Origin of the sequence: Mucilaginibacter polytrichastri, from assembly GCF_001911425.1 — a bacterium.
In the GTDB taxonomy this organism is placed as follows: domain Bacteria; phylum Bacteroidota; class Bacteroidia; order Sphingobacteriales; family Sphingobacteriaceae; genus Mucilaginibacter; species Mucilaginibacter polytrichastri.
Genome location: NZ_MPPL01000001.1, coordinates 5,591,436 through 5,613,408, shown reverse-complemented (window position 1 = coordinate 5,613,408; position 21,973 = coordinate 5,591,436). Strand labels below are relative to the sequence as shown.

Below are 21,973 nucleotides of genomic sequence, written 5' to 3'. Positions count from 1 at the left end.
ATAAAATTATTCGAGTAGGCGTCATCAGCTTTTTAAGGCGGTTCAAATAGGCAGCTCACCATTGCCTTTCAGTACAATACAAATATGGGTTAAAAAAATTAGTTTTACATAACCATAATTGCAATGAGCCAATATCGCCGAACTAAAAATTTCTTAAAAATCATCTGCGTTGCTATTTCGCTATATACTATTTCGACATTCATTTTTATCAAACCCAGCAAAATATATGTTGGCTCTTTTGCCGGAGAATGTGGAAAGGGAAATTGCAAAACTAACTACGAAATTTCAGCGGACTATTTGAAAATTGAGGATACATCCGATGATACTATTTCTAATATTCACCGGGTAATTAAAGGGAACTTTAATTCTTTACAGTTTAGTATCCCGCCTGCATTACTATTTCATTTAGGTAAATTTGGGCGCCCCGATTGTAATGATGGCGGAGGATATATATTAGGTTTCAACTTATTGGGAATTCATTTCAACTATGAAATTGAGAAAGGGCATGAACCCTGGTATTTTCATGATATGACCAATGTAATAGCAGACCGACTGACTAAAATTCATGCCATAGAAAAGAAGTATAAATAACCGATTATCTTTGTATATGCAGTTTACACCCGATATTACCAATAGGTTAGATCTGTTACAGCAAAAGTACGAGGCAATGGGGCAAGATATGTCGTCGTACCTGGATGGTTTGTTGTATGCCGATTTCCTGACCTATTGGGATTACATTCACCTTGACACGCTACTAAGTTTACAAAGCCCCAAAACGCCGTTCCCTGATGAAGAAATCTTTATCATGTACCATCAAATTACGGAGCTGTATTTTAAACTTACCCTGCACGAGTGTAAGCAAATTGCAGCCAAAGCCGATCTTACAGCCGAGTTTTTTACCGCCCGCTTAAAACGCATCAACAATTATTTTAACGCCCTGGTTAACTCCTTCGAGGTAATGGTTGAAGGGATGGAGAAAGAACAGTTCCTCAAATTCAGGATGTCGTTGCTGCCTGCCAGCGGTTTTCAATCGGGACAATACCGCATGATCGAGATCTTCGCTACCGATTTTATCAATTTGGTTGCTAAAGATAAACGCGAAGAATTAAGAGGCAGCACTATCGAAGAACAGTTCGAATACATCTACTGGAAATTTGGCGCTACAGAACTATCTACCGGCAAAAAAACATTAACACTTAAACAGTTCGAGAAAAAGTATGCTAACACTTTTATCGCTTTGGGTAAAAGTTGTGCCGAAGTTAATTTCAATAAACTATACCATAATTTACTGGCAGCCGGACAAGCTACTCCACAATTAGCTGACCAATTGCGCCAACTAGATACCCATGTTAACGTAAACTGGCCGTTAGCCCATTATAAATCTGCCGTAAAATACCTGCACCGAGAGCCCGAAGAAATCAAAGCTACTGGCGGTACTAACTGGCAGAAATACCTGCCTCCGCGTTTCCAGAAAAGAATATTTTATCCGGAGTTGTGGACTGCTGAACAAATAGATAATTGGGGGAAAGCATGGGTTGAGGATGCGTTGAGTTAGGCAATAGCTTCATTACTCAACCTTACTTTCTCTTCTATTAAAGATTTTATTTCCTCAAAGCTTTCGAAGTTTTTAGAAATAAACAACGATGGCGTAGACGAGTATTTACTAACTAATTTGACACCGTATGAATTAAGATCAATACTCTTAATTTCTGTGATATGTAAGTTTTTCACAGGTTTACCCAACTTAATCAGAGTGATCTCATTTTCCCCTATTTCCAACTTTTCGCTGTCAATCAATTTGTCTGTTTTTCTTAAATTATAAATTAGGGTTCCTAATAAAAAATTTACGCAACCAATAAGAGTGTATTTTATAGTTAAGTTTTGTTTAGAGAAGTTCCATAAAAACACGATTGCTCCTATTCCATAATTTACACAAAGCGTAATCTTAATTTTACGTTTTAATTTAGCTTTGCCTTCAGCGCTTAGCTCATAAGTATTGGGTTCAGGATTCATATAAGTATATTAACGTTTCCGCTTCGCCACCTTCGCTTCAATCAGTTTTTTGATCTGATCAAACTTCTCAAATTCCTGCGCAATCACAAAGGCATTTTTAGAAGTCGATTTACCCTTTAGTTCAATACCTTTTGCAGTGATATCCACAGCGGTAATATCGGCGATGTTGATTTGCTGCTCGCGTTTGCCCAACTCGGTTAATGTAACTACATCATCGCCCACGGCTAACGTCATGGTATCGATACGTTTGTTCGATTTTTTAATACTGAGAAATAACAGGATCAAGGATATTAAGCTTATTGCAATGCTCAGGATAACAAAGCGGTAATCATACCCCGTCCGCACCAATTGGTACACAATTAAACCTATCGGGAACAGGTAGGGCACCAGCAAGCTGATGTTGGTTTGGCGCTTTAATGCAGGCGTTTTTTTCGGGTCGGTATGGTAGGTGTGTATTGCTGTGCTCATAATATTTGGCTAAGGTCTATTTTTCCGGCTTATAAATTGAGATTTAGTTCATAAATACCTAAATTGCCATTTTTCAAATCTATTGGGCCATGACAGACACGTTAGACATCAAAATTACAAAAACAACCCATTCCCGTTTACAAGAAACGGACTTTACTAACCTGGTATTTGGCCGTACCTTTTCTGACCACATGCTGGTAGCAGATTATGCAGATGGCGAATGGAAGAACTTCGAAATTGTGCCTTATGGCGAAATTGCCTTTAGCCCGGCTATTTCTGCACTGCACTACGGACAAGCGTTTTTCGAAGGAATTAAGGCTTATAAACATGCAGATGGCCAGGTCTCGGTTTTTCGCCCTGATAAAAATGCGGCCCGTTTTAACAAATCGGCAGAGCGTTTATGCATGGCAGAACTACCCGAAGATCTGTTTGTGCAAAGTATTGCCGCTTTAGTTGATCTCGACCGCGACTGGATTCCGACCGAAGCAGGTCACTCTCTATATATCCGTCCGTTTATGTTTGCTACAGACCCGTATTTGGGTGTTAGCCCGTCTACTACTTATAAATTTATGGTGTTAACCGGCCCGGTTGGTCCTTATTTCACCAAGCCTTTGCGCGTGAAATTTGAGACTCACTACACTCGTGCTGCCGAAGGTGGTTTTGGTTATGCCAAAGCAGCCGGTAACTATGGTGGCTCTATGCTGCCATTTAAAAAAGCTGCCGAAGAAGGTTTCGACCAATTGATATGGACTGATGCCAAAGAGCATTTATATGTAGAAGAGATGGGCGCAGCCAACGTAATGTTTGTGCTGGATGGTACTTTGGTAACCCCATCAACCCGCGATACTATTTTAGATGGTGTAACCCGCGATACCGTACTTACCCTTGCAAAATCATGGGGAATGCCTGTTGAGGAACGCCGTGTATCTATTGCCGAAGTAGTGGAAGGTGCTAAAAACGGCACATTAACCGATGCCTTTGGTGCAGGTACTGCCGCTACTATTGCCCCGGTCGGTTCATTAAACTACAATGGCGAAGAATATACCCTAAGCGATCCGTTAACCCGTGAGTTTTCGCAAAAGGTATTAAAAACATTAGATGATATCCGCTATGGTAAAACCACCGATACTTTCGGCTGGAACTACATAGTATAAGTTGTACGTTTAATCGTAACCATATAAATAAAAAGCGCCTTAGATAATCTAAGGCGCTTTTTATTTATATATTGTCTTGAACCAGAATTTATAGAATTTAGGAATTTCCCGAATTCCTTTTTATTCATTACACTTCTGCATATCCGCACATCATTAGAGTTTCATTTGCACATCTGCATATCCACTCATCTGCACATCAAAAACTTATTCTACAGAAACGGTTAAACCTTCCTGCTGTAATATTTTTCGGTAAACTTCCATTTCGGTAAATGAGCCTTCCAGTACGGCGCATTTGCCTTCGTTGTGTACCTTCCAGGCAATCTTTTCGGCTTGGCCTTCAGAGTAGTCCAGGTATTTCATCATGCAATAAATAACATGATCAAAACTGTTCACATCATCATTCCACAAAATAAGGCGGTGCATTTCTTTTAGCCCGGCCAATACTTCTTCAAGGGTGAGGGTCTCTTCCTGTACTTCGGTTGGCATAGTTATATTGTAATTACAAATTTACTTAAAAAGGGCATAATAAACACACTAAAATTATGTTATACCTACACAATTGATAGTTTTTACAAACCCCTATTATAAATGAAGCCTTACTTTACCGCTTTTGCCTTTTGTGCAGTAGCCTCATTAACGTTGCCACAGCATACTCATGCACAAACAAAAAATACCAGTACACTAACAGCACCCCCAACAGAAATTAAAATTGATGGCGACCTGAAAGAATGGGGTGATAGTTTGCGGTATTACAACACCGAGAAAAAACTGAACTATGCCTTAGCTAACGATAAGGATAACCTTTATATGGCGATCAGGGTTAATGACCGTACCGAGCAAATCCGCATTATCAGGGCGGGGCTTACCTTAAGCGTTAATACTAAGGGTAAAAAGAAAGAGATCAGCAGCATTACCTTCCCCATAGGCAACCCGGATCAGCCTAAAATGGGGCAGGATGACAAAAAGGGCAATCCCGATCTGCTGGATCAGCAAGACCGCGACGAGATGATGAATGCAAAGCTTACCAAGCTGCGTAACATCAAGGTAACCGGGTTCCCGGATATTGAGAGCGATATCATCACTACATCAAATACATACGGCATTAAAGTAGCGCTTAACATTGATGCCGACGGCTACCTTAATTACGAAGCGGCCATACCTCTAAAATTTTTCCACGCCGAACTAACCGACAAATCTGAATGGGCATTTAATATCAAAATTAATGGCGTTACCCGCCCCGAAGGAGCCAAAAACGCAGATGCAGAAGGTGGAGGCGGCCACGGTGGCGGTGGCCGTGGTGGCATGGGCGGCGGCGGCATGGGTGGTGGTGGCGGACGCCACGGCGGTGGCATGGGCGGTGGCCGCGGTGGTATGGGCGGCAACACCAGTGGCAGCAGCGACCATTCAGAATTATCTAAATCAATGGATTTCTGGGAGAAATATTACTTATTTAAGTAAGGGGCAAACACGCACTTATTCCACTTTGTAACGGTATATATGGCGGCCTATGTGGCCGTCATTATCAATACCTTCTACCACAACGCGGTAAGTGCCTTTGCTGCCTGCATTAAAAAATTCGATAGCCGCTTTACCGTCTTTTCCGGTTATAATTTCAGGGTTCCAGTAAATAGTGCTACGCATGTCTGCTAGTGCCGTATTGGTTTTAGGATCATCGTACTGCGGCGAATAAAATGTACGTGCCCTGTAATAACCCTTGGGCGAGTATCTGATTAACCCCGGGGTATAGCGCTGGTACCCATTATCGCTAACTTCGTTTCCGCGTTTGGTATTTACAATAATAACCCCGGCACCACCTTGTGCGCCATATATGGCTGTATTACCTATGCTTCGTAATACCTCTATACTGCCAATATCATAAGGGCTTATCATCGATAAATAATCTGCCGAAACAGAAACCCCGTCTACAACAACCTGCATTGGGTTATTTGGGCTCCGGGTTGAGTAAGGTATACCGCCTCTAAATACAACACCCAACAAGCGGCCCTGCAAGCAAATAGTAATATCGGCACAACCCATGTTGGCAAACTGATCGCTTTTTAAAACCTGGTCGGCATTGCCCGGGCCATTCAGGTTGGATGAGTTTTCGAGTACGGGTTTTCTCTTTTCTGTAATGGTAACCTCTTTTAGCATAATGTTGTGGTTACCCACCCCGTATTTTATTTGCTGCTGATAAAAAAGCTTGCTACTTTGCAAATAAGGTAGCATCGTATTATTCATATTCATAGCTATATCGGGCGCATTCACATTGGTAGTTACCTGCTGGCGGCCAACATTATCCAGGTCTATATCAACATCCTTTTTGTTTTTTGCAGTTCGGGCCTGAATGATAAACCTGATACTATCTTTAAAAGCCAGATTTTTAAAGGCAAAATGGCCGTTGGCATCAGTAAGCGTATCTAAAATAAACACCCCTCCGGCTGTTGTAAACAGGGTAACCTTGCCATTTGCAACCGGCTTGTTGTTGGAGGTATGCACCCGGCCCGATACCTGCAATGTTTTCTCGGGCTCATAAACCGGCGGGGTAAACGTATCGCTCATCAACTGCTTCCATTCAAACCTGCGGTAGCCCTGGGTAAGCATTAGCAGGTCAAGATCGTCATGCGTTTGCTTATCGTTACTGGTAAAATAATAGTTGGGCTTTTCTATGTACCCCTTAATATCCGAGCTGAGCAGCATGCTGGAAAGAATAGTTGTTTCGTCCGATTCATCAACCGGCACTTTGGTTTCATCAACTACAGCGGCCGACATACTGGCCTCTACCGGCTTATCATCAGGGCTGTTGGCGGTTAGCTCTAGTTTCACCTTTTCGCGCGGCGCATAAGTTTGCTGGCCGGTTTTTACAGCCAGCTTCAGTCCGTCTGCCCGGTTTACAAAAACTAATCGCTCGTTAATGGCCTCACCGGCCGCACTAAACAAAGTAAACTGCACAATACCCGATGGAAAACGGTCTTTAGGTATTTTTGCAGCAATGGCACCATTAGTTAATTTATTTTTGGCAGCAAAACAAACACTGCCGCCATACTGTGCCATTAAATTAATTTCGCTATCTGCCAGTGCCGGGCTCGCAATTATCCTTATTGCAATATGGTCGGGGTCGTTAATAATATTGTTGTTAATAACCAACACATACCCCTGGTCTAACGCCTTGGGTAGGGCTACGCTACCTTGCGAACCATCTTCATAAGTTAACTGCGCATGGTATGTTTTACCGGCTTCGGGTACTAATATAAATGTCCCCATACCTAAATGCTGTGTAGCTATTTTGGTTACCTCTTGGTTATCATTGTCGAGCACTACGCCACTTATAGGTTTGCCAAGGCCGTCATCGCCAACAGCTTTAAACGCCACTTTTGATGGCAATCCGTTAACCAGGTTGCCGCTCTCCGGAAAAAACTGAACATTAACTTTTGCCGATACCGCCCTTATCGGCAGTACGCTGGTAACAGTCAGCTTTTCTTCAACCTTTATTTTAGTGGTAATAGCACCTTGCTTTACCGGCACTTGTAATGGGTTAATGAAAGCAATAGGCAAGTCGCCTTTGCTATCCGTTATTCCTTTGCCTCTTGATACATCCTTATTATTAAGCTGCACCCTGTAATTTACCTCTTTATTAGCATAGGGCTTGCCATCTAAATCGGCATAATTAACTAATACATTAATAACCGGCTTGCCGTTTTGGGTAGTGTAAGTATAGCTTGTTTTGGTATAAACAGTATTTTTTGCTGCATTACCTATCTGTATGGTCTTGTCAAAAAAGTAATCGGGCCCGGCATTACGCATCCAGTTGGTGTAGGCCCTTATGCGGTAACTCCCCGCCGCAAGGGTATCAGACAGGGCAAAGTCGCCCTGGCCCAAACCTGCTGAAAGCGGTATCTTAATTGATTGTTTAACAGAATCTTTATCGTCAATCAGCTCCACATTTAAGGCACCGCTTAAAGCCGAAAGCTGATGCCTGGGGCCCACGGTAACATAGGCTTTAAACCACATATCATCGCCCACGGCGTAATAAGGTTTGTCGAAGTGCAGGTATACCTTTTCCTGCGGATATTCATTTACCCATTTTTCTAACTGTGCGGCTGCCTTTTTAATAGGGTCGTCATCGGCTTTAATAAAACCGAACAAAATTACCGACACTATACAGGCCAGTACCAACAGGGGTATTTTTTTCATGAATACAGGTAATAGGTAAATTATATTATACTAGTACGCCCGCTAGCATCAGTTTGTTTTAAAACTTATTCTTCCACATCATGCTTTCAACAGGGCGGGTTGTTGGGTTATTATATTTTGCATCGCCTTTGGTATTATAAAGCGTTTCGATATCGCCCTCTACTACAAAATAAATGAGCTGCCCAATAGGCATGCCCGCATAAATTCGCACAGGTTGGGTAGATGAGATCTCCAGCGTCCAGGTATTACAGAAACCCACATCGCCTTTACCGGCAGTGGCATGGATATCAATACCCAAACGCCCGGTGCTCGATTTACCTTCTAAAAAAGGCACGTGTTTATGCGTTTCGGTATATTCAACCGTAACGCCTAAGTATAACGTATTGGGCTGTAAAACAAAGCCATCTTTCGGGATCTCAAAGTGGTCTATCTCGTTGTGTAGTTTGGCATCCAGCACCCGGCTGCGGTAAGTTGCCAGGTGTTTACCCAGGTGTACATCGTACGAATTGGTCCCCAGGTTTTCGCGGTAAAAAGGCTCAATAATGATGTGTCCTTTTTCAATTTCCTCTAAAATGCGCTTATCCGATAAAATCATATATTAGGCTATGCTTAGCGTACTAATTTATAATTATTTGACATAAGTTTGCCATCGATTTTGCAATTTTACTTTTATGGCTATAGCGTACCGCCAACAGGTGGACCCGGATACTGAATTTGCTCTTTGGAAGATTGAGGAAGAGGCTGATGAACTTTATAATCAGCTCCAACTTAATGATGATGAGCAAGCCTATGTTGAAAAACTAAGCAAAGGAAAAAGAAACCTGCACTGGCTGGGCACAAGGGTATTGCTACGCAAAATGCTTAAAACCGAGCAATATATTGATTGCCGGGTGGATGCCCACGGAAAGCCGTACCTGGTAGACCTCCCCTACCAGATCTCCCTGAGCCATTCGTTTGATTATGCTGCTGTAATGCTCAGCAAAAACAAACCGGTGGGTATTGATATTGAACAGATTAAAGAAAAAGTAGAACGTATTGCCCACAAGTTTATGCGGCCGGAGGAAATGAAGTTTTTAGACCCAGCCCATAAAATACAGCAGCTATATGTTTGCTGGTGCGTTAAAGAAGCTGTTTATAAATGCTACGGACAAAAAGAGGTTTCATTTGCTGATAATATCCTGCTCGAACCTTTTGACTTTAACACACAAGGTACCGTATCTGCAAGGTTGTTGAAAGGCGATGTGGATATTAATTACCAGGTGGGTTATTTGCAGTATGAAGATTATATGGTGGGTTACGTAAAAGGATAACAATGAAAAACAAAGCAATTGTCGCACGGCTATTATTTTGAATCAGGATAACCATTACCCTCTTCTAGATTTGGCGACTGCTTAGGGAGCTTTTCAGTATCAGCAATTAATTTTTGTTTCGCTAAATGAGGACTTTCAACAAGCTCATGATCTATTTCATTACTTATGCTAAATGACTTCATTTGTGAAATTGCCTCTCTTCTTAAATTTGTAAGTCTGTCATATTTATCAGTTACTCCTGCTTTTATTAATACAGAATCCAAATTTTCAAGATTTGCTAAGATTATCAATTGATGACTATTAGCTAAATCTCTTATATTTAAACCCTTGGCGGCCAATTTTGGATTTGTCTCCCTCCATTGTTTTGAAGTATATCCAAACATAGCTAAGTAAATCAAATCAGAAGCTTCCGCGTACAAAATACCTTCTTTTTCTTTTGGAAGATTTCTAAGAGGTATCAATACTTCTTTGACAGCATCTGTTTGTAGTTTAAAATTAACTTTACTAACAAATCTTCTGACATCCCACTGACCTCCAATTTGTTTCGCTTCATTTTCTCTTAATCTTTTAAATTCTTTTATAACTGCAAGCTTAAAAACAGGATCTAACCATGTGCAAAATTCCATGGCGATATCTTCATGAGCAAACGTTCCTCCGTATCTCCCAGCCCGTGCTTGTATGCCAATTGCATTTGTTTTTTCTACCCACTTTTTTGCGGACATGTAGAATCTGTTAACACCTGCTTCATTTTTAATTACCCCGAATTCGGGGTAATTAAAATCTTTATTCTCTATTGCCTCCCAAGCCCCAAGAAACTCTAATGTATTTTTATTGCTTAACCATCTATCAATCGTTCCATTTCCATTGCCCCCATTGTAGCTATCGACTATTTGCGTCAGACTTACATAATTAATATCATTATTCTTAATAATGGTTATTTGTTTACCCTGAACTTCGATCGTTATATTCTTACCCATTTCAGTCAATTTTAATTTAACTAACTATTTTAGTAAAGCTAATGGTATTATACAACTTTATCAATTGAATTTATTTACTGTAATTTTGCAATAAGGATAACAATGAAAAACAAACAGGTAATATACCACGATTGGGGGCTAATTGATTACAAAGAAGCATGGGATAAGCAGGAAGCTATTTTTGCCGATACCGTCAACACCAAAATAGCCATCCGCAACCTGCAGGTAGCGGGCGACGAAATGCCTTTAGAGCTAGCCACCAAAAACCACCTGATATTTTGCGAACACCCGCATGTATATACATTGGGCAAAAGCGGCAAGGCCGAAAATTTATTACTGGACGAGAAAGGACTGGAAGAAAAGCATGCCGTTTACTACCCTATAAACCGCGGCGGCGATATCACTTATCATGGCCCCGGACAGTTGGTGAGCTACCCAATACTGGACCTCGACAATTTTTTTACCGATATACACCTTTACCTGCGCACGCTGGAAGAAGCTGTAATTAATACCCTGGCCGAGTTTGGTATTAAAGCAGGCCGCTACCCCGGTTACACCGGCGTTTGGCTGGATGCAGATAATGACAACGCCCGTAAAATTTGCGCTATGGGTGTACGCTGCAGTCGCTGGGTAACTATGCATGGCTTAGCACTAAATGTAAACACCAACCTGGACTATTTTAAAAACATAGTGCCCTGTGGGATAGATGATAAGGCGGTGGCATCAATGCAGCAAGAACTGGGTGCCGAAGTTGATCTAAAACAAGTTAAAAAAATCCTTACACACCATATTTCCGTATTGTTTGATATGGAGATTGTGGGATGAAGATTGTAACCAGTATATTAATTGCCATTACAACCGCTACCGGTTGCAGCAAACAACCTATGGATACCATTAATAATACAACACAGCCCATAACCAACGAGCCTGTTTTAACACCTGCTGTTACCGCTAAAGATACCGTTACCTACCTTGCGCTTGGCGATTCATACACCATTGGCGAAGCCGTTACGCAAGACCAGTCTTTCCCCTACCAGTTAGCTGCCCAGTTAAGGCTCAACAACTTTAATACGGGAAACCCGATGATTATAGCAACCACCGGCTGGACTACTGCCCAGTTAAAAGCTGCTCTTTCAGCCGCAGCTTTTAAGAAGACTTTTACTTTCGTTACCTTATTGATCGGCGTAAACAATCAATATCAAAACTATAACCCGGATAGCTACAGAGCCGATTTTAAAGACTTGCTGAGCACTGCAACTATTTTGGCAGGCGGGTTTAAAAGCCGGGTATTCGTACTATCTATTCCAGATTACTCGGTAACGCCTTTCGCTGCCAATAGTAATAAAGACGTCATAAAGCAGCAACTCGATTTATATAATGCTATTAACCAAAATGAAAGCAGCCTTGCCGGCGTACATTATTTAAACATAACCGGTATTTCGCGTGGTGCCGCTACCGACCCTTCCCTGCTGGCTGTTGATGGCCTGCACCCATCGGGCAGCATGTATACGTTGTGGGTTAACGAGCTGATTAAGCAGGTGATTCCCAGCTTAAACGGCAAATAACCATTGAGCTTATGAAGAAGTATAGCTTTTTATTCTTCCTCTTTACAATAGTTGTTGATACCGGTGCTACAGGGCAGTCTTTAGCGCCCCACAAAAATATTAACGATTCATTAACTTATATTGCGCTAGGCGATTCATATACCACGGGCAGGGCGGTAAGTACAGATCAATCTTTTCCCTATCAACTGGCAGCCCTGCTTAAACACAAAAATTTAAAAGTGGCTGCGCCTGTACTTATTGCCCAAAATGGCTGGCGAACAGACGAACTGCTTAAAGGCATCAGTAACAGCGATACTTCAAAAACGGTTGATTTTGTAACCTTGCTTATCGGTGTAAATAACCAGTTTCAGCATTATGGCATTGCTGTTTATCAAACAGAGTTTACGCTATTGCTTAAAAGGGCTGTAAAATTTACCGGGGGAAATGCCAGGCACGTTTTTGTACTTTCTATCCCGGATTGGGGCGTAACACCGTACGCCAATGGCCGCAACCGCGATAAAATTGCCGAAGAGATAGATCAATACAATGCTATTAATAAAGACGCGAGCGAAAAGGCGGGTGCAAACTATATAAACCTTACCGATCTATCGCGTGCTATGGCAGATGATGAGAGTTATATTGCCGGTGATAAACTCCATCCCTCGGGGAAAATGTATAGCTTGTGGGCTCAAAAATTAGCCGCTGCCATTAACAAGCAGTTTAAAAAATAGCTTTTAACACTCCGGCAAACTCAGCGGGATATTGATAGCAAGGCCACCGTCTGAGGTTTCTTTATATTTTGAGTTCATATCCTGTGCGGTTTGCCACATGGTTTTTACCACGGCATCGAGGCTTACCTTGGCATTATCGGGATTGGTTTGCAGGGCCAGCTGTGATGCAGTAATGGCCTTAATTGCGCCCATGGTGTTGCGTTCGATGCAGGGGACTTGCACCAGGCCGCCTATCGGGTCGCAGGTTAGGCCCAAATGGTGTTCCATGGCAATCTCTGCGGCCATCATGGCTTGTCGCTGTGAGCCGCCCAAGCACTCGGTAAGCGCTGCTGCTGCCATTGCAGATGACACACCGATTTCGGCCTGGCACCCACCCATAGCGGCAGATATGGTAGCTCCCTTTTTAAAGATGCTCCCGATCTCTGATGCCGTAAACATAAACTGGATGATTTTGGCATCGGTATAGCCTTCGCAAAACACCAGGTAATATTGCAATACGGCAGGTATTACACCGGCAGCGCCATTGGTTGGCGCAGTTACCACCCTGCCAAATGAAGCATTTTCTTCATTTACTGCCAGGGCAAAACAACTCACCCAATCCAGTATATTTTTAAAGCTATCGCCGGTTTCGCGGATGGCGGCAACCCACTCATCAAAATTGCCGTAAGGGCGATTGCCAATTAGTTTCTTATTCAATGCAGCAGCACGGCGGCCAACATTTAGCCCGCCCGGCAGGTAACCAGTGGTATGGCAACCACGGTAAATACACTCTTTTATGGTATTAAAAATATCGAGTATTTTCGATTTTGCCTCGTCTTCACTACGCCAGGCCATTTCGTTCTCCATTACCACTTCAGAGATCTTTAAACCTGTTTTACGGCACCAGTGCAGCAGGTCGGCGGCGGTATCAATCGGGAAGGGAAGATCCACCTCATGAGAAGCATCACTGGTTTCGTTCTCTCTTACCACAAAACCGCCACCTATTGAATAATAGGTTTCTGAAACAGCTTTGCCATCGCTTAAAAAAGCCTGAAACGTTACCGCATTGGGGTGAAACGGCAGGCTCTCGTTAAACAGAAACATCAGATCGTCGTCAAAATAAAAACTAATGGGCTGATGGTTGCCCAATATCAGCTGATGATCGCGTTTAATTTTATCAACTTTTGGATTGATCTGTGTTACATCAAATGTAACCGGGTCGTCGCCGCTTAAGCCTAAAAGAATAGCTATATCTGTACCGTGGCCCTTGCCGGTTTTAGCCAGCGACCCATAGAGTAAAATTTTAACCTGCACCACCAGCTCAACCACCTGCCGTTGTTGCAGCAAAGCAACAAACTGCTGGGCGGCGCGCCACGGGCCAAGGGTGTGCGAGCTGGATGGCCCGATACCAATTTTAAACATGTTGAATACAGAGATCTGTTCTTTTTGCATCGGCATAAAGATAGGGAAGTTTTAGACTGTGCTGCTTATTTTACCGGCTAAGAAAGCGGTATTACATACCCGGAAGCTTAACACTTGCGGCTCTTAAATCTTTGATTATTCTCTCTTGAAGATCAATCTTGGTACGCAGAAAATCTTTGGGGTTAACCCAAACCTGTACCACGTATTTAATACCGTCTATTTCTAAAGAAACGATCCCAACATTGGTAGCCGGAGTTTTTAAAATATTGGGCATAGCTTTAATAGCGTCTTGGATAATCTGCTTCACCTGTTCGCTATCCGCGGCATAACCAAGCTTAATTTCAATATCTAAACGCCTTTTCCCTTCGCGGGTAACGTTGACGATAACTTCATTAAAAAGCTTTCCGTTGGGGATAATTACCGTTTTATTATCGCCGGTTAACACTACAGTATAAAAGATTTGGATAGAAGTTACTACGCCATCCTGGCCTTGTGCGATGATGTTATCATCAAGGTCGAAGGGTTTAAGCAACAATATTAAGATACCGCCCGCAAAGTTTTGCAACGTACCCGACAACGCCAAACCCGCGGCAACCGTAGCCGCACCAATAACGGTGGTAAATATGGTAAGCTCTATACCAACAATCTCCATCACAAAAATGATGAGCAAGAAATAAAGTGAAGTGATAGTAAGGCTTAAAAAGAATGGCTGTAACGATGAGTGTACTTGCCTTTGGCTCATACGGGTTTTAAGGGAGGTTCTAATGAGCCTGATTACCCATAGCCCAACAAAAAAAACAATTATCCCGAATAATAGCTTAGGCCCGTTGCTAAGCAACCAATTAAATACCTTATTGTAAATGATGTGTATATCCATAGTAATATGGATACGAAATTAAGAATTTTATGAAATCAAACTAACCAAAACTTCAGGGCCCTTAAATATAACCCATTCAAATATCCTGGTTTGTAAGTAACGACGATTGTTGATAATGCTTTTCATAATACTGACTAACAAACAAAGCCTGTGCCTTGATTACCTCATCAGCCTAAAAACCTGTAAATAACTATAATGGTGACAATTAGCGTATATAATTTTAACACTGTGTCCAAAAACAGGCTATTTGTGTTTAAATGCAGGGTAGTATATTTTGGACATTCCTAAGAAATGTACGTTAAAACACACACTTTATGGCTAACGTGTTTAACCACTGTACAATGAGCTTTTTACAGCTAACGCTATAATAATAACTGAGGTTATCAATTATAAACCAGACCCCGGAAAACAAGAAAGCCTTGTCTGTTATCCAGACAAGGCTTTCTATATATTTGGTTTGGGGATGATTACATCATGCCGCCCATGCCGCCCATTGGTGGGCCACCTGCGCCAACTTGAGCATCTTCCGGATCGTCTGCCAATACAACTTCTGTTGTTAACAACATAGCTGCGATTGAAGCTGCGTTCTCTAAAGCTACACGAGATACTTTAGTAGGATCGATAACACCTGCACCGATTAAGTTTTCGTACACGTTTGTGCGTGCATTGTAACCATAATCGCCGGTACCTTCTTTAACTTTTTGAACCACGATAGAACCTTCGATACCTGCATTTTCGCAGATCTGACGAAGTGGCTCTTCGATAGCACGACGGATGATCTGGATACCAGTATTTTCATCTTCGTTTTCGCCTTTCAAATCAATGATAGAAGCTACAGCACGGATGAAAGCAACACCACCACCAGCTACAATGCCTTCTTCAACAGCGGCACGTGTAGCGTGTAAAGCATCGTCAACACGGTCTTTCTTTTCTTTCATTTCAACTTCGGTAGCAGCACCTACATAAAGTACAGCCACACCACCTGATAATTTAGCTAAACGCTCTTGTAATTTTTCTTTATCGTAATCAGATGTAGTAGAATCAATTTGAGCTTTGATCTGGCCTACACGAGACTTAATATCGTCTGAGTTACCAGCACCATTGATGATCGTAGTATTGTCTTTGTCGATTGTGATTTTCTCAGCAGTACCTAAGTAAGTAAGATCAGCATTCTCTAATTTGTAACCTCTTTCTTCAGAAATTACGGTACCACCGGTAAGGATAGCGATATCCTCTAACATTGCTTTACGACGGTCGCCAAAACCTGGTGCTTTAACAGCAGCAACTTTCAGTGAACCACGGATTTTGTTAACTACCAAAGTAGCTAATGCTTCACCGTCTAAATCTTCGGCAATGATTAACAATGGACGGCCAGTTTGCACTTGTTTTTCCAAAATTGGTAATAACTCTTTCATCGAAGAGATCTTCTTGTCGTAGATCAGGATGTAAGGGTTTTCCAATTCTGCTTCCATTTTGTCGGCATTGGTTACAAAGTATGGAGAAAGGTAACCACGGTCAAACTGCATACCTTCTACAGTTCTAACTTCGGTTTCAGTACCTTTTGCTTCTTCAACAGTAATAACACCATCTTTACCAACTTTTGCCATTGCATTGGCAATTAAAGTACCAATAACTTCGTCGTTGTTTGCAGAGATAGATGCAACTTGTTTAATTTTATTATTGTCGTCACCAACAGCTTGAGATTGCTCTTGCAGGTTTTTAACAACCGCATAAACTGCTTTATCAATACCGCGTTTCAAATCCATTGGATTTGCACCGGCAGCAACGTTTTTAATACCAGCAGTAACAATAGCTTGTGCTAATACAGTAGCAGTAGTAGTACCATCACCTGCAATGTCAGCAGTTTTTGATGCAACTTCTTTAACCATTTGGGCACCCATGTTTTCTAAAGAATCTTTTAATTCGATTTCTTTAGCAACAGTAACACCATCTTTAGTGATAATTGGTGAACCGAATTTTTTATCGATAATTACATTACGTCCTTTTGGACCTAAAGTTACCTTAACTGCATTAGCTAAGATATCAACACCACGTTTAAGGGCGTCACGTGCTTCCACGTTGTATTTAACTTGTTTTGCCATTTTCTTTTTGAGATTTGAGTATTGAGATTTGAGATGTGAGATTAAGCTCACCTTTAAACCTCAAATAATAATTTTATCTATTGGTTTGTTAATGTGTGATGTGATTCTGAGAAAATCTATTATCTCATATCTCACATCTCATATCTAAGCTTACAGTACCGCGTAAATATCAGATTCGCGCATAATCAGGTATTCTTTACCGTCGAAAGTAATTTCTGTACCTGCATATTTGCCATATAAAACAGTGTCGCCTGCTTTTACTGTTGGTTTTTTGCCATCACCATCTTCGTCAGAAACTGATACTACAATTCCTTTCTGTGGTTTTTCTTTAGCAGTGTCAGGTATGATGATACCCGATGCAGTTTTTTCTTCAGCGGCAGCAGCTTCTATTACTACTCTGTTTGCTGTGCCAGCAATAGGTTTAATGTTTATTGACATAATTATATAATTATAGTTTTTAGTTCTTGATTACTCCCTATTGAACATCAATGATGCCAAGTAAATGATTTGTTAATATTTGGCATAAAGGGCTGTACAATTGTCATACTTTTAATATAGCCTTTACATACCCGTCACGTTACACAAACATGACAATGCCAGCCTGTCAGGTTTACTACTAACGCAAAAAGGCCCACGATACATCGCGAGCCTTTTCAAATATCTGATCAGCTTATTTTTTAACAGGTGCTGTTATGGGCGCAATAGGTGCGCTAACAGGTGCTGTTGGTTTTGATGCTCTTTCTATCTGGTTTTGGTATTCGTTGCTACCACCTGCTTTTACTGTGCTGCTTTTTACGGCAACGTTAATGGCTAATGATAATACCATTAAAGCAATAGCTAATACCCAGGTGCCTTTTTCAAGGATATCACCGGTTTTTTGTACGCCCATTAATTGTGATGATGACGAAAAATTTGAAGATAAGCCACCGCCCTTAGGGTTTTGGATCAATACGATAAATCCTAAAAGGACACATACGATAATGGCGACAATAATTAAAATAAAATACATTTTATAATTAGTTGATTTTGTTTTCTAAATTCTCAATTTGACCTGCAAAGTAACTACTTTTTTCCGGATATCTCAACATTAACTTTTTATATGTTGCTATCGCTTTTGGATAAAGCATCTGATCGATATAAATACGGGCCAGGGTTTCGGTTACCAGCTCGTCGCTGTCTTCGGCACTGTTACGTGCTTTGTTTTCGTTATCCAGCTTATCACCTGCCGGTGGTTTAATCTGGGGCTCGGCTTGTATAAAGCGTTCAATGATCTCTTCTTCCTTATGTTTAGTATCCGGCAGCGATAAGCCCAGTGCTTCTTTTTCATCAGCCAGGCTCTCCATTGCAGGCAAGGCCGAAGGCTTGGCATAGGGCTGATACATGTTGGCATGCTCGCGGCGGGTTTTATCCAGCCACCATAAAAAAGAATACGGCAAATTATCATCATGGTATTTAGCCATGGTTTGGTTTTCGTCTGCTTGCGCAGCTTCCAGCTGCGCTACCTGTTGCTCTGGTTGTACTGCCGGCTCTTCCAGCAGGGCATCCTTAAAAGCAAAATAATCGGTAGCATAAATGCTCTCGGTGATCTGGTCTTCGAGGTTAAATTCCGGCTTCGGCGTTGTGGGCGCAGGTATAATAACCTCATCATTACGCTGCTCGGTGTAGTTGGTATAATAAGGCTCTTCTGCCACGGCCGGTGCAGGGGCTTGCTCAGTTACTGCTATGGGCGCTATGTAAATATCATCAATACTTACAATCTCGTCATATACTTCATCTTCTGCAGGTTCTGCTTCTTTCTGCGCTTCGGGATGATGCTCGCCGTTATTATTAACGGCAACATCTTCGTAACGCACAGCTTGCCATTCAGAAACTACGGGGGCCGTATTTACAACGGGTTCTGGTGCTGCCGGCTTAACGTCCTCTACTGGTGCGGGCTCTTCTGCCTTGTAATTACTGGCATAGAACAAAGGCTCGGCAGGCGGGTTAATGTTGGCTGGGGTTGGTTGCCAATCGCTAAGGGTAGGTTCGGGTACTGCAGCCGCATCATCCTGACCAACAAGACCCGGTTCAGGTTCTGCGACCGGCTCTTCGGCTACCGGTTCCGGAGTAACATTTTCTTCAATTGCTTTCTCTACAACCGGCATTTCTTCAACCGCTGGCGCATTAGTTTCAAGTTCCGGCGTATTATCAACATGTTCAACCTGGATTTGCGCTTCTATCGGGGCATCCTGCGCTGCAATCGGTTCTTCAATTACAGATTCGGCAAAAGAAGCAGTTTTAAAAACAGCGGTATCTAAATTTACAACCTGCGCTGTATTTACAGCGGGCAATGGCTCATTATTATTAGTGAGTTTGTATAAAGATTCTCCGTTATAATATACGGCTGCATTACCGGCAAATTGCCCGTTGCCACCTTTTGCGGCCAATACATGCAGCAAATTACTTTGCGGGTATTGGCTCATTAAACTTTTTAATTCGTCAATATGCAACTGGGTATCAGCCGGGTTGGCTAACACACTCCACAAGGCCTCCGCCAAATTATCATTTACCTGTTGCTCCACGTGTTGAAAGTACTAATTACCTACCAATTGGAGAAGGCTTTGTTAAAAATATCTTCGGTTAGCTGCGGCAATATAAGGGCTATAACATTCTGTTCCTGGGTACCCAGATCTCCTTTAAAATCGGCATAACGCGAGAAAGACTGATCGAAATTAAGCTTCTTATCAATGTCATTAACGTATTTTACAGTTACAGTAATAGTTAAACGGCTGGCGCTTGCAATTGGTGGCGCAGAAGTGGTACCGGTAGCCTGTACAGATACCGGGGCAATGCTATAACCCACAATAGCACCAGACATGGTTGCGTTGGCCTCGCCCCTTACTATACTTAAGCGGGTTTGCGAACGGATCTTATTTTTCAAAGCCTCTGTAAAGTTTTGACTTAAGTTGTTTACCACAAACGGCGCATTGTTTTCAAAAAACTGCACATTAATGGTTTTTAAGCCCGCCGGTATAGAGGCAGCATCTAACCTGTAAGCGCATGACTGGCTTACGCAGGCTAAAGCCACGATAATTAAAACAGAAAACGCCGCTCTTTTGAACATGCTTATAAATTTAATTCTTTAATTTTTCGGTACAGGGTACGTTCTGAAATGCCTAATTCATTGGCGGCCAGCTTACGTTTGCCCTTGTGTTTTTTCAAAGCCTTACGGATCAGGTCAGATTCTTTCTCGATCAGCGATAACGATTCTTCTACCTCCTCGGCGTGCGGGGTGATAAATGATTCGTTACTGCCGTTACCATTGTTATTATTAGCTGTAACGGGTTGCTGCAAAGTAAATTGTGCGTCCTGGTTATTCGGTATCTCAATATCCCTGTACAACTGGCTAATGGTTTGCGAATGGTTAGCAAACGTTGGCGCAGCACCACCATGCTCTATCATATCGGCCACCAGCTTTTTCAGCTCTACCATGTCGCGTTTCATATCAAACAGTACTTTGTACAGGATATCGCGTTCAGAAAAATCTTCTTTAGGCTGGTCTATCCGCATGGGCAGGTTAGAATTGCGGCCTTCGTTAGGGATATAGGTCAACAGTGTTTGCCCGGTTATGGTATGGTCGCTCTCTAAAACAGCCAATTGCTCGGCTATATTTTTGAGTTGGCGTACATTACCCGGCCACGAATAATTGGCCAGTATCCGCTGCGCATCTTCATCAAGCTGCATAGCCGGGGTGCGGTATTTATCTGTAAAATCTGACGCAAACTTGCGAAACAGCAAATAAACATCTTCCTTACGATCCCGCAATGGCGGTATGCGCAAAGGCACGGTATTTAAACGGTAATACAAATCTTCCCGAAACTTGCCTGCTTTTACCGCATCATAAACATCTACGTTGGTAGCTGCTATAACACGCACGTTGGTTTTCTCTACTTTTGACGACCCCACGCGTATAAACTGGCCCGATTCCAGCACCCTTAGCAAACGGGCCTGGGTACCCAGGGGCATTTCGCCAATTTCATCTAAAAATATGGTACCACCATTAACGGTTTCAAAGTAGCCTTTACGCTCGCCAATGGCACCGGTATAGGCTCCCTTTTCGTGCCCGAAGAGTTCCGAATCGATAGTCCCCTCGGGGATAGCCCCGCAGTTTACCGCAATAAACGGCCCGTGCTTGCGCGGACTGAGCTGGTGTATAATATGCGAAAAAGCCTCCTTACCACTGCCGCTCTCACCGGTTATCAATACAGATATATCGGTAGGCGCCACCTGGCTGGCTATATTTATGGCCCGGTTTAACAGCGGCGAATTGCCAATGATACCAAAGCGTTGTTTAATTTCCTGAACGTCCATAGTTTGGAATTAGTGAGTGGTTGATTTAGTGAGTAGTGAGTAAGTTGCTTAATTCAGAACTCATCAACTCAAGCAACCCAATTTACTTAATCAACAATTACTCCCATTAAAGTCGCTGTTGTGCATCGTTCGGCCAAAACGTTTACGTATTGCCCTGGTTTGTAGCGTTCGTCAACCGGGAAGATCACCATCGAATTTTCATCGCTTCTTCCGCAGTAGTCGTTTGCCGATTTTTTTGAATAACCTTCTATTAATACCTTTTGTATGGTACCAATTTTATTTAAGAGGCGTAAATGCGCATGCTCTCTTTGTTTGGCTATCACTTCATTCAGCCTTCTTGCTTTCACATCCTCGGGGATATCATCTGCATAGCGTTTGGCAGCCAGTGTTCCGGGGCGTTCAGAGTACATAAACATGTAAGCAAAATCAAATTTAACATAATCCATCATGCTTAATGTTTCGGCATGCTCCTCTTCCGTCTCACTGCAAAAACCGGTAATTACATCGGTTGATACGGCGCAACCCGGCATAATCCGCCTGATGGCATCAATGCGGTTCATGTACCACTCGCGGGTATAAGTACGGTTCATAATATCCAGTACACGGGTACTGCCCGACTGGATTGGCAGGTGAATATATTTGCAGATGTTAGCATACTTTTTTATGGTATACAACACCTCATCAGTAATATCTTTAGGGTGCGAGGTAGAAAACCTAACCCTCAACTCGGGATTGATCTGCGCTACCATCTCGAGCAGGTTGGCGAAGTTAATAATAGCAACCCCTCCTAAATCCTCCCCTTCGGGGAGGACTTTTGATTGTCCTATTTGCTCGGCAAGCCCCCTCTCCTCTGGG

The 21,973-nt window shown here is 42.4% G+C and carries 23 protein-coding genes and 1 riboswitch; of the genes, 8 read left to right on the top strand and 15 right to left on the bottom strand.

The window, feature by feature from the left end:
* Positions 1-8: 8 nt before the first annotated feature.
* Positions 9-75, bottom strand: a riboswitch (Fluoride riboswitch).
* Between the two features lie 48 nt (positions 76-123).
* Together RG47T_RS24385 and RG47T_RS24380 are read left to right on the top strand one after the other, a co-directional pair.
* On the top strand, positions 124-591 hold the full coding sequence (locus RG47T_RS24385) for a hypothetical protein (RefSeq protein WP_074492678.1): 468 nt from the start codon (positions 124-126) through the stop codon (positions 589-591).
* Between the two features lie 16 nt (positions 592-607).
* On the top strand, positions 608-1,555 hold the full coding sequence (locus tag RG47T_RS24380) for a tryptophan 2,3-dioxygenase family protein (protein ID WP_074492676.1): 948 nt from the start codon (positions 608-610) through the stop codon (positions 1,553-1,555).
* Here RG47T_RS24380 and RG47T_RS24375 read toward each other — a convergent pair.
* Positions 1,552-2,013, bottom strand: coding sequence for a hypothetical protein (locus tag RG47T_RS24375; RefSeq protein ID WP_074492673.1), 462 nt, complete (start codon positions 2,011-2,013; stop codon positions 1,552-1,554). The two genes, RG47T_RS24380 and RG47T_RS24375, sit on opposite strands and share 4 nt — an antisense overlap.
* A 9-nt stretch (positions 2,014-2,022) precedes the next feature.
* The gene (locus RG47T_RS24370) at positions 2,023-2,481 is read right to left on the bottom strand and encodes a hypothetical protein (RefSeq protein WP_074492671.1); all 459 of its coding nucleotides are present in this window, start codon (positions 2,479-2,481) and stop codon (positions 2,023-2,025) included.
* A gap of 89 nt (positions 2,482-2,570) precedes the next feature.
* Between RG47T_RS24370 and RG47T_RS24365 the strand changes: the two genes are divergently transcribed.
* A complete protein-coding gene (locus RG47T_RS24365) occupies positions 2,571-3,635 on the top strand; it encodes a branched-chain amino acid aminotransferase (RefSeq protein ID WP_074492668.1) in 1,065 nt (354 codons plus the stop codon).
* 204 nt (positions 3,636-3,839) lie between these two features.
* Here RG47T_RS24365 and RG47T_RS24360 read toward each other — a convergent pair whose 3' ends face one another.
* On the bottom strand, positions 3,840-4,121 hold the full coding sequence (locus RG47T_RS24360) for an ATP-dependent Clp protease adaptor ClpS (RefSeq protein ID WP_074492666.1): 282 nt from the start codon (positions 4,119-4,121) through the stop codon (positions 3,840-3,842).
* Between the two features lie 102 nt (positions 4,122-4,223).
* On the opposite strand from RG47T_RS24360, the gene RG47T_RS24355 reads away from it, so the two are divergent.
* Positions 4,224-5,093 carry a hypothetical protein gene (locus RG47T_RS24355; protein WP_074492663.1) on the top strand — a complete coding sequence of 290 codons (870 nt, stop codon included), beginning with the start codon at positions 4,224-4,226 and terminating at the stop codon, positions 5,091-5,093.
* A 15-nt stretch (positions 5,094-5,108) separates the two neighbouring features.
* Here RG47T_RS24355 and RG47T_RS24350 read toward each other — a convergent pair whose 3' ends face one another.
* Together RG47T_RS24350 and dcd are read right to left on the bottom strand one after the other, a co-directional pair.
* The gene (locus RG47T_RS24350; RefSeq protein WP_074492662.1) at positions 5,109-7,826 is read right to left on the bottom strand and encodes a carboxypeptidase-like regulatory domain-containing protein; all 2,718 of its coding nucleotides are present in this window, start codon (positions 7,824-7,826) and stop codon (positions 5,109-5,111) included.
* Positions 7,827-7,884: 58 nt separating this feature from the next.
* Positions 7,885-8,421, bottom strand: a complete 537-nt coding sequence (gene dcd, locus RG47T_RS24345) for a dCTP deaminase (RefSeq protein WP_074492660.1) — start codon at positions 8,419-8,421, stop codon at positions 7,885-7,887.
* Positions 8,422-8,497: 76 nt separating this feature from the next.
* On the opposite strand from dcd, the gene RG47T_RS24340 reads away from it, so the two are divergent.
* Positions 8,498-9,136 carry a 4'-phosphopantetheinyl transferase family protein gene (locus RG47T_RS24340; RefSeq protein ID WP_074492658.1) on the top strand — a complete coding sequence of 213 codons (639 nt, stop codon included), beginning with the start codon at positions 8,498-8,500 and terminating at the stop codon, positions 9,134-9,136.
* A gap of 32 nt (positions 9,137-9,168) precedes the next feature.
* Here RG47T_RS24340 and RG47T_RS24335 read toward each other — a convergent pair whose 3' ends face one another.
* Positions 9,169-10,113, bottom strand: a complete 945-nt coding sequence (locus RG47T_RS24335; RefSeq protein ID WP_074492656.1) for a KilA-N domain-containing protein — start codon at positions 10,111-10,113, stop codon at positions 9,169-9,171.
* Positions 10,114-10,215: 102 nt separating this feature from the next.
* On the opposite strand from RG47T_RS24335, the gene lipB reads away from it, so the two are divergent.
* From lipB to RG47T_RS24320, 3 genes are read left to right on the top strand one after another with little or no spacing between them, the layout of a single operon-like run.
* Positions 10,216-10,938 carry a lipoyl(octanoyl) transferase LipB gene (lipB, locus tag RG47T_RS24330; RefSeq protein ID WP_074492654.1) on the top strand — a complete coding sequence of 241 codons (723 nt, stop codon included), beginning with the start codon at positions 10,216-10,218 and terminating at the stop codon, positions 10,936-10,938.
* On the top strand, positions 10,935-11,678 hold the full coding sequence (locus RG47T_RS24325) for an SGNH/GDSL hydrolase family protein (protein WP_074492652.1): 744 nt from the start codon (positions 10,935-10,937) through the stop codon (positions 11,676-11,678). Before lipB ends, RG47T_RS24325 begins: the two co-directional genes overlap by 4 nt.
* A gap of 11 nt (positions 11,679-11,689) precedes the next feature.
* On the top strand, positions 11,690-12,388 hold the full coding sequence (locus tag RG47T_RS24320; protein ID WP_083627514.1) for an SGNH/GDSL hydrolase family protein: 699 nt from the start codon (positions 11,690-11,692) through the stop codon (positions 12,386-12,388).
* 3 nt (positions 12,389-12,391) lie between these two features.
* On the opposite strand, the gene RG47T_RS24315 is transcribed toward RG47T_RS24320, so the two are convergent.
* The 9 genes from RG47T_RS24315 to RG47T_RS26920 all read right to left on the bottom strand — a co-directional run.
* The gene (locus tag RG47T_RS24315; RefSeq protein ID WP_074492651.1) at positions 12,392-13,819 is read right to left on the bottom strand and encodes an L-serine ammonia-lyase; all 1,428 of its coding nucleotides are present in this window, start codon (positions 13,817-13,819) and stop codon (positions 12,392-12,394) included.
* A 61-nt stretch (positions 13,820-13,880) separates the two neighbouring features.
* Positions 13,881-14,666: a mechanosensitive ion channel family protein gene (locus RG47T_RS24310; protein ID WP_074492649.1), complete on the bottom strand. Its 786-nt coding sequence runs from the start codon at positions 14,664-14,666 to the stop codon at positions 13,881-13,883.
* Between the two features lie 467 nt (positions 14,667-15,133).
* Positions 15,134-16,768 (bottom strand): chaperonin GroEL, encoded by a 1,635-nt coding sequence (groL, locus tag RG47T_RS24305; RefSeq protein WP_074492647.1) that lies wholly within the window; start codon positions 16,766-16,768, stop codon positions 15,134-15,136.
* A gap of 150 nt (positions 16,769-16,918) precedes the next feature.
* Entirely contained in the window at positions 16,919-17,206 is a 288-nt protein-coding gene (locus tag RG47T_RS24300) for a co-chaperone GroES (RefSeq protein ID WP_074492645.1), read from the bottom strand.
* A 232-nt stretch (positions 17,207-17,438) separates the two neighbouring features.
* Positions 17,439-17,777: a preprotein translocase subunit SecG gene (secG, locus tag RG47T_RS24295; RefSeq protein WP_074492643.1), complete on the bottom strand. Its 339-nt coding sequence runs from the start codon at positions 17,775-17,777 to the stop codon at positions 17,439-17,441.
* A 7-nt stretch (positions 17,778-17,784) separates the two neighbouring features.
* The gene (locus RG47T_RS24290) at positions 17,785-19,329 is read right to left on the bottom strand and encodes a hypothetical protein (protein WP_074492641.1); all 1,545 of its coding nucleotides are present in this window, start codon (positions 19,327-19,329) and stop codon (positions 17,785-17,787) included.
* 20 nt (positions 19,330-19,349) lie between these two features.
* Complete coding sequence (locus RG47T_RS24285; protein ID WP_074492639.1) at positions 19,350-19,871, bottom strand: LptE family protein; 522 nt, start codon at positions 19,869-19,871, stop codon at positions 19,350-19,352.
* 2 nt (positions 19,872-19,873) lie between these two features.
* Positions 19,874-21,118 (bottom strand): sigma-54 interaction domain-containing protein, encoded by a 1,245-nt coding sequence (locus RG47T_RS24280; protein ID WP_074492637.1) that lies wholly within the window; start codon positions 21,116-21,118, stop codon positions 19,874-19,876.
* Between the two features lie 86 nt (positions 21,119-21,204).
* The coding region (locus RG47T_RS26920; protein WP_253187554.1) for a radical SAM protein at positions 21,205-21,973 on the bottom strand (769 nt) is incomplete at its 5' end.

Coding starts and splice junctions, on each gene's coding strand:
- RG47T_RS24370 (WP_074492671.1), bottom strand. CDS start 2,481: ATGAGCACAGCAATACACACCTACCATACCGACCCGAAAAAAACGCCT.
- RG47T_RS24375 (WP_074492673.1), bottom strand. CDS start 2,013: ATGAATCCTGAACCCAATACTTATGAGCTAAGCGCTGAAGGCAAAGCT.
- secG (WP_074492643.1), bottom strand. CDS start 17,777: ATGTATTTTATTTTAATTATTGTCGCCATTATCGTATGTGTCCTTTTA.
- RG47T_RS24285 (WP_074492639.1), bottom strand. CDS start 19,871: ATGTTCAAAAGAGCGGCGTTTTCTGTTTTAATTATCGTGGCTTTAGCC.
- RG47T_RS24310 (WP_074492649.1), bottom strand. CDS start 14,666: ATGGATATACACATCATTTACAATAAGGTATTTAATTGGTTGCTTAGC.
- RG47T_RS24300 (WP_074492645.1), bottom strand. CDS start 17,206: ATGTCAATAAACATTAAACCTATTGCTGGCACAGCAAACAGAGTAGTA.
- RG47T_RS24385 (WP_074492678.1), top strand. CDS start 124: ATGAGCCAATATCGCCGAACTAAAAATTTCTTAAAAATCATCTGCGTT.
- RG47T_RS24340 (WP_074492658.1), top strand. CDS start 8,498: ATGGCTATAGCGTACCGCCAACAGGTGGACCCGGATACTGAATTTGCT.
- RG47T_RS24365 (WP_074492668.1), top strand. CDS start 2,571: ATGACAGACACGTTAGACATCAAAATTACAAAAACAACCCATTCCCGT.
- RG47T_RS24350 (WP_074492662.1), bottom strand. CDS start 7,826: ATGAAAAAAATACCCCTGTTGGTACTGGCCTGTATAGTGTCGGTAATT.
- lipB (WP_074492654.1), top strand. CDS start 10,216: ATGAAAAACAAACAGGTAATATACCACGATTGGGGGCTAATTGATTAC.
- RG47T_RS24325 (WP_074492652.1), top strand. CDS start 10,935: ATGAAGATTGTAACCAGTATATTAATTGCCATTACAACCGCTACCGGT.
- RG47T_RS24335 (WP_074492656.1), bottom strand. CDS start 10,113: ATGGGTAAGAATATAACGATCGAAGTTCAGGGTAAACAAATAACCATT.
- RG47T_RS24360 (WP_074492666.1), bottom strand. CDS start 4,121: ATGCCAACCGAAGTACAGGAAGAGACCCTCACCCTTGAAGAAGTATTG.
- RG47T_RS24380 (WP_074492676.1), top strand. CDS start 608: ATGCAGTTTACACCCGATATTACCAATAGGTTAGATCTGTTACAGCAA.
- dcd (WP_074492660.1), bottom strand. CDS start 8,421: ATGATTTTATCGGATAAGCGCATTTTAGAGGAAATTGAAAAAGGACAC.
- RG47T_RS24315 (WP_074492651.1), bottom strand. CDS start 13,819: ATGCAAAAAGAACAGATCTCTGTATTCAACATGTTTAAAATTGGTATC.
- RG47T_RS24280 (WP_074492637.1), bottom strand. CDS start 21,118: ATGGACGTTCAGGAAATTAAACAACGCTTTGGTATCATTGGCAATTCG.
- RG47T_RS24320 (WP_083627514.1), top strand. CDS start 11,690: ATGAAGAAGTATAGCTTTTTATTCTTCCTCTTTACAATAGTTGTTGAT.
- groL (WP_074492647.1), bottom strand. CDS start 16,768: ATGGCAAAACAAGTTAAATACAACGTGGAAGCACGTGACGCCCTTAAA.
- RG47T_RS24355 (WP_074492663.1), top strand. CDS start 4,224: ATGAAGCCTTACTTTACCGCTTTTGCCTTTTGTGCAGTAGCCTCATTA.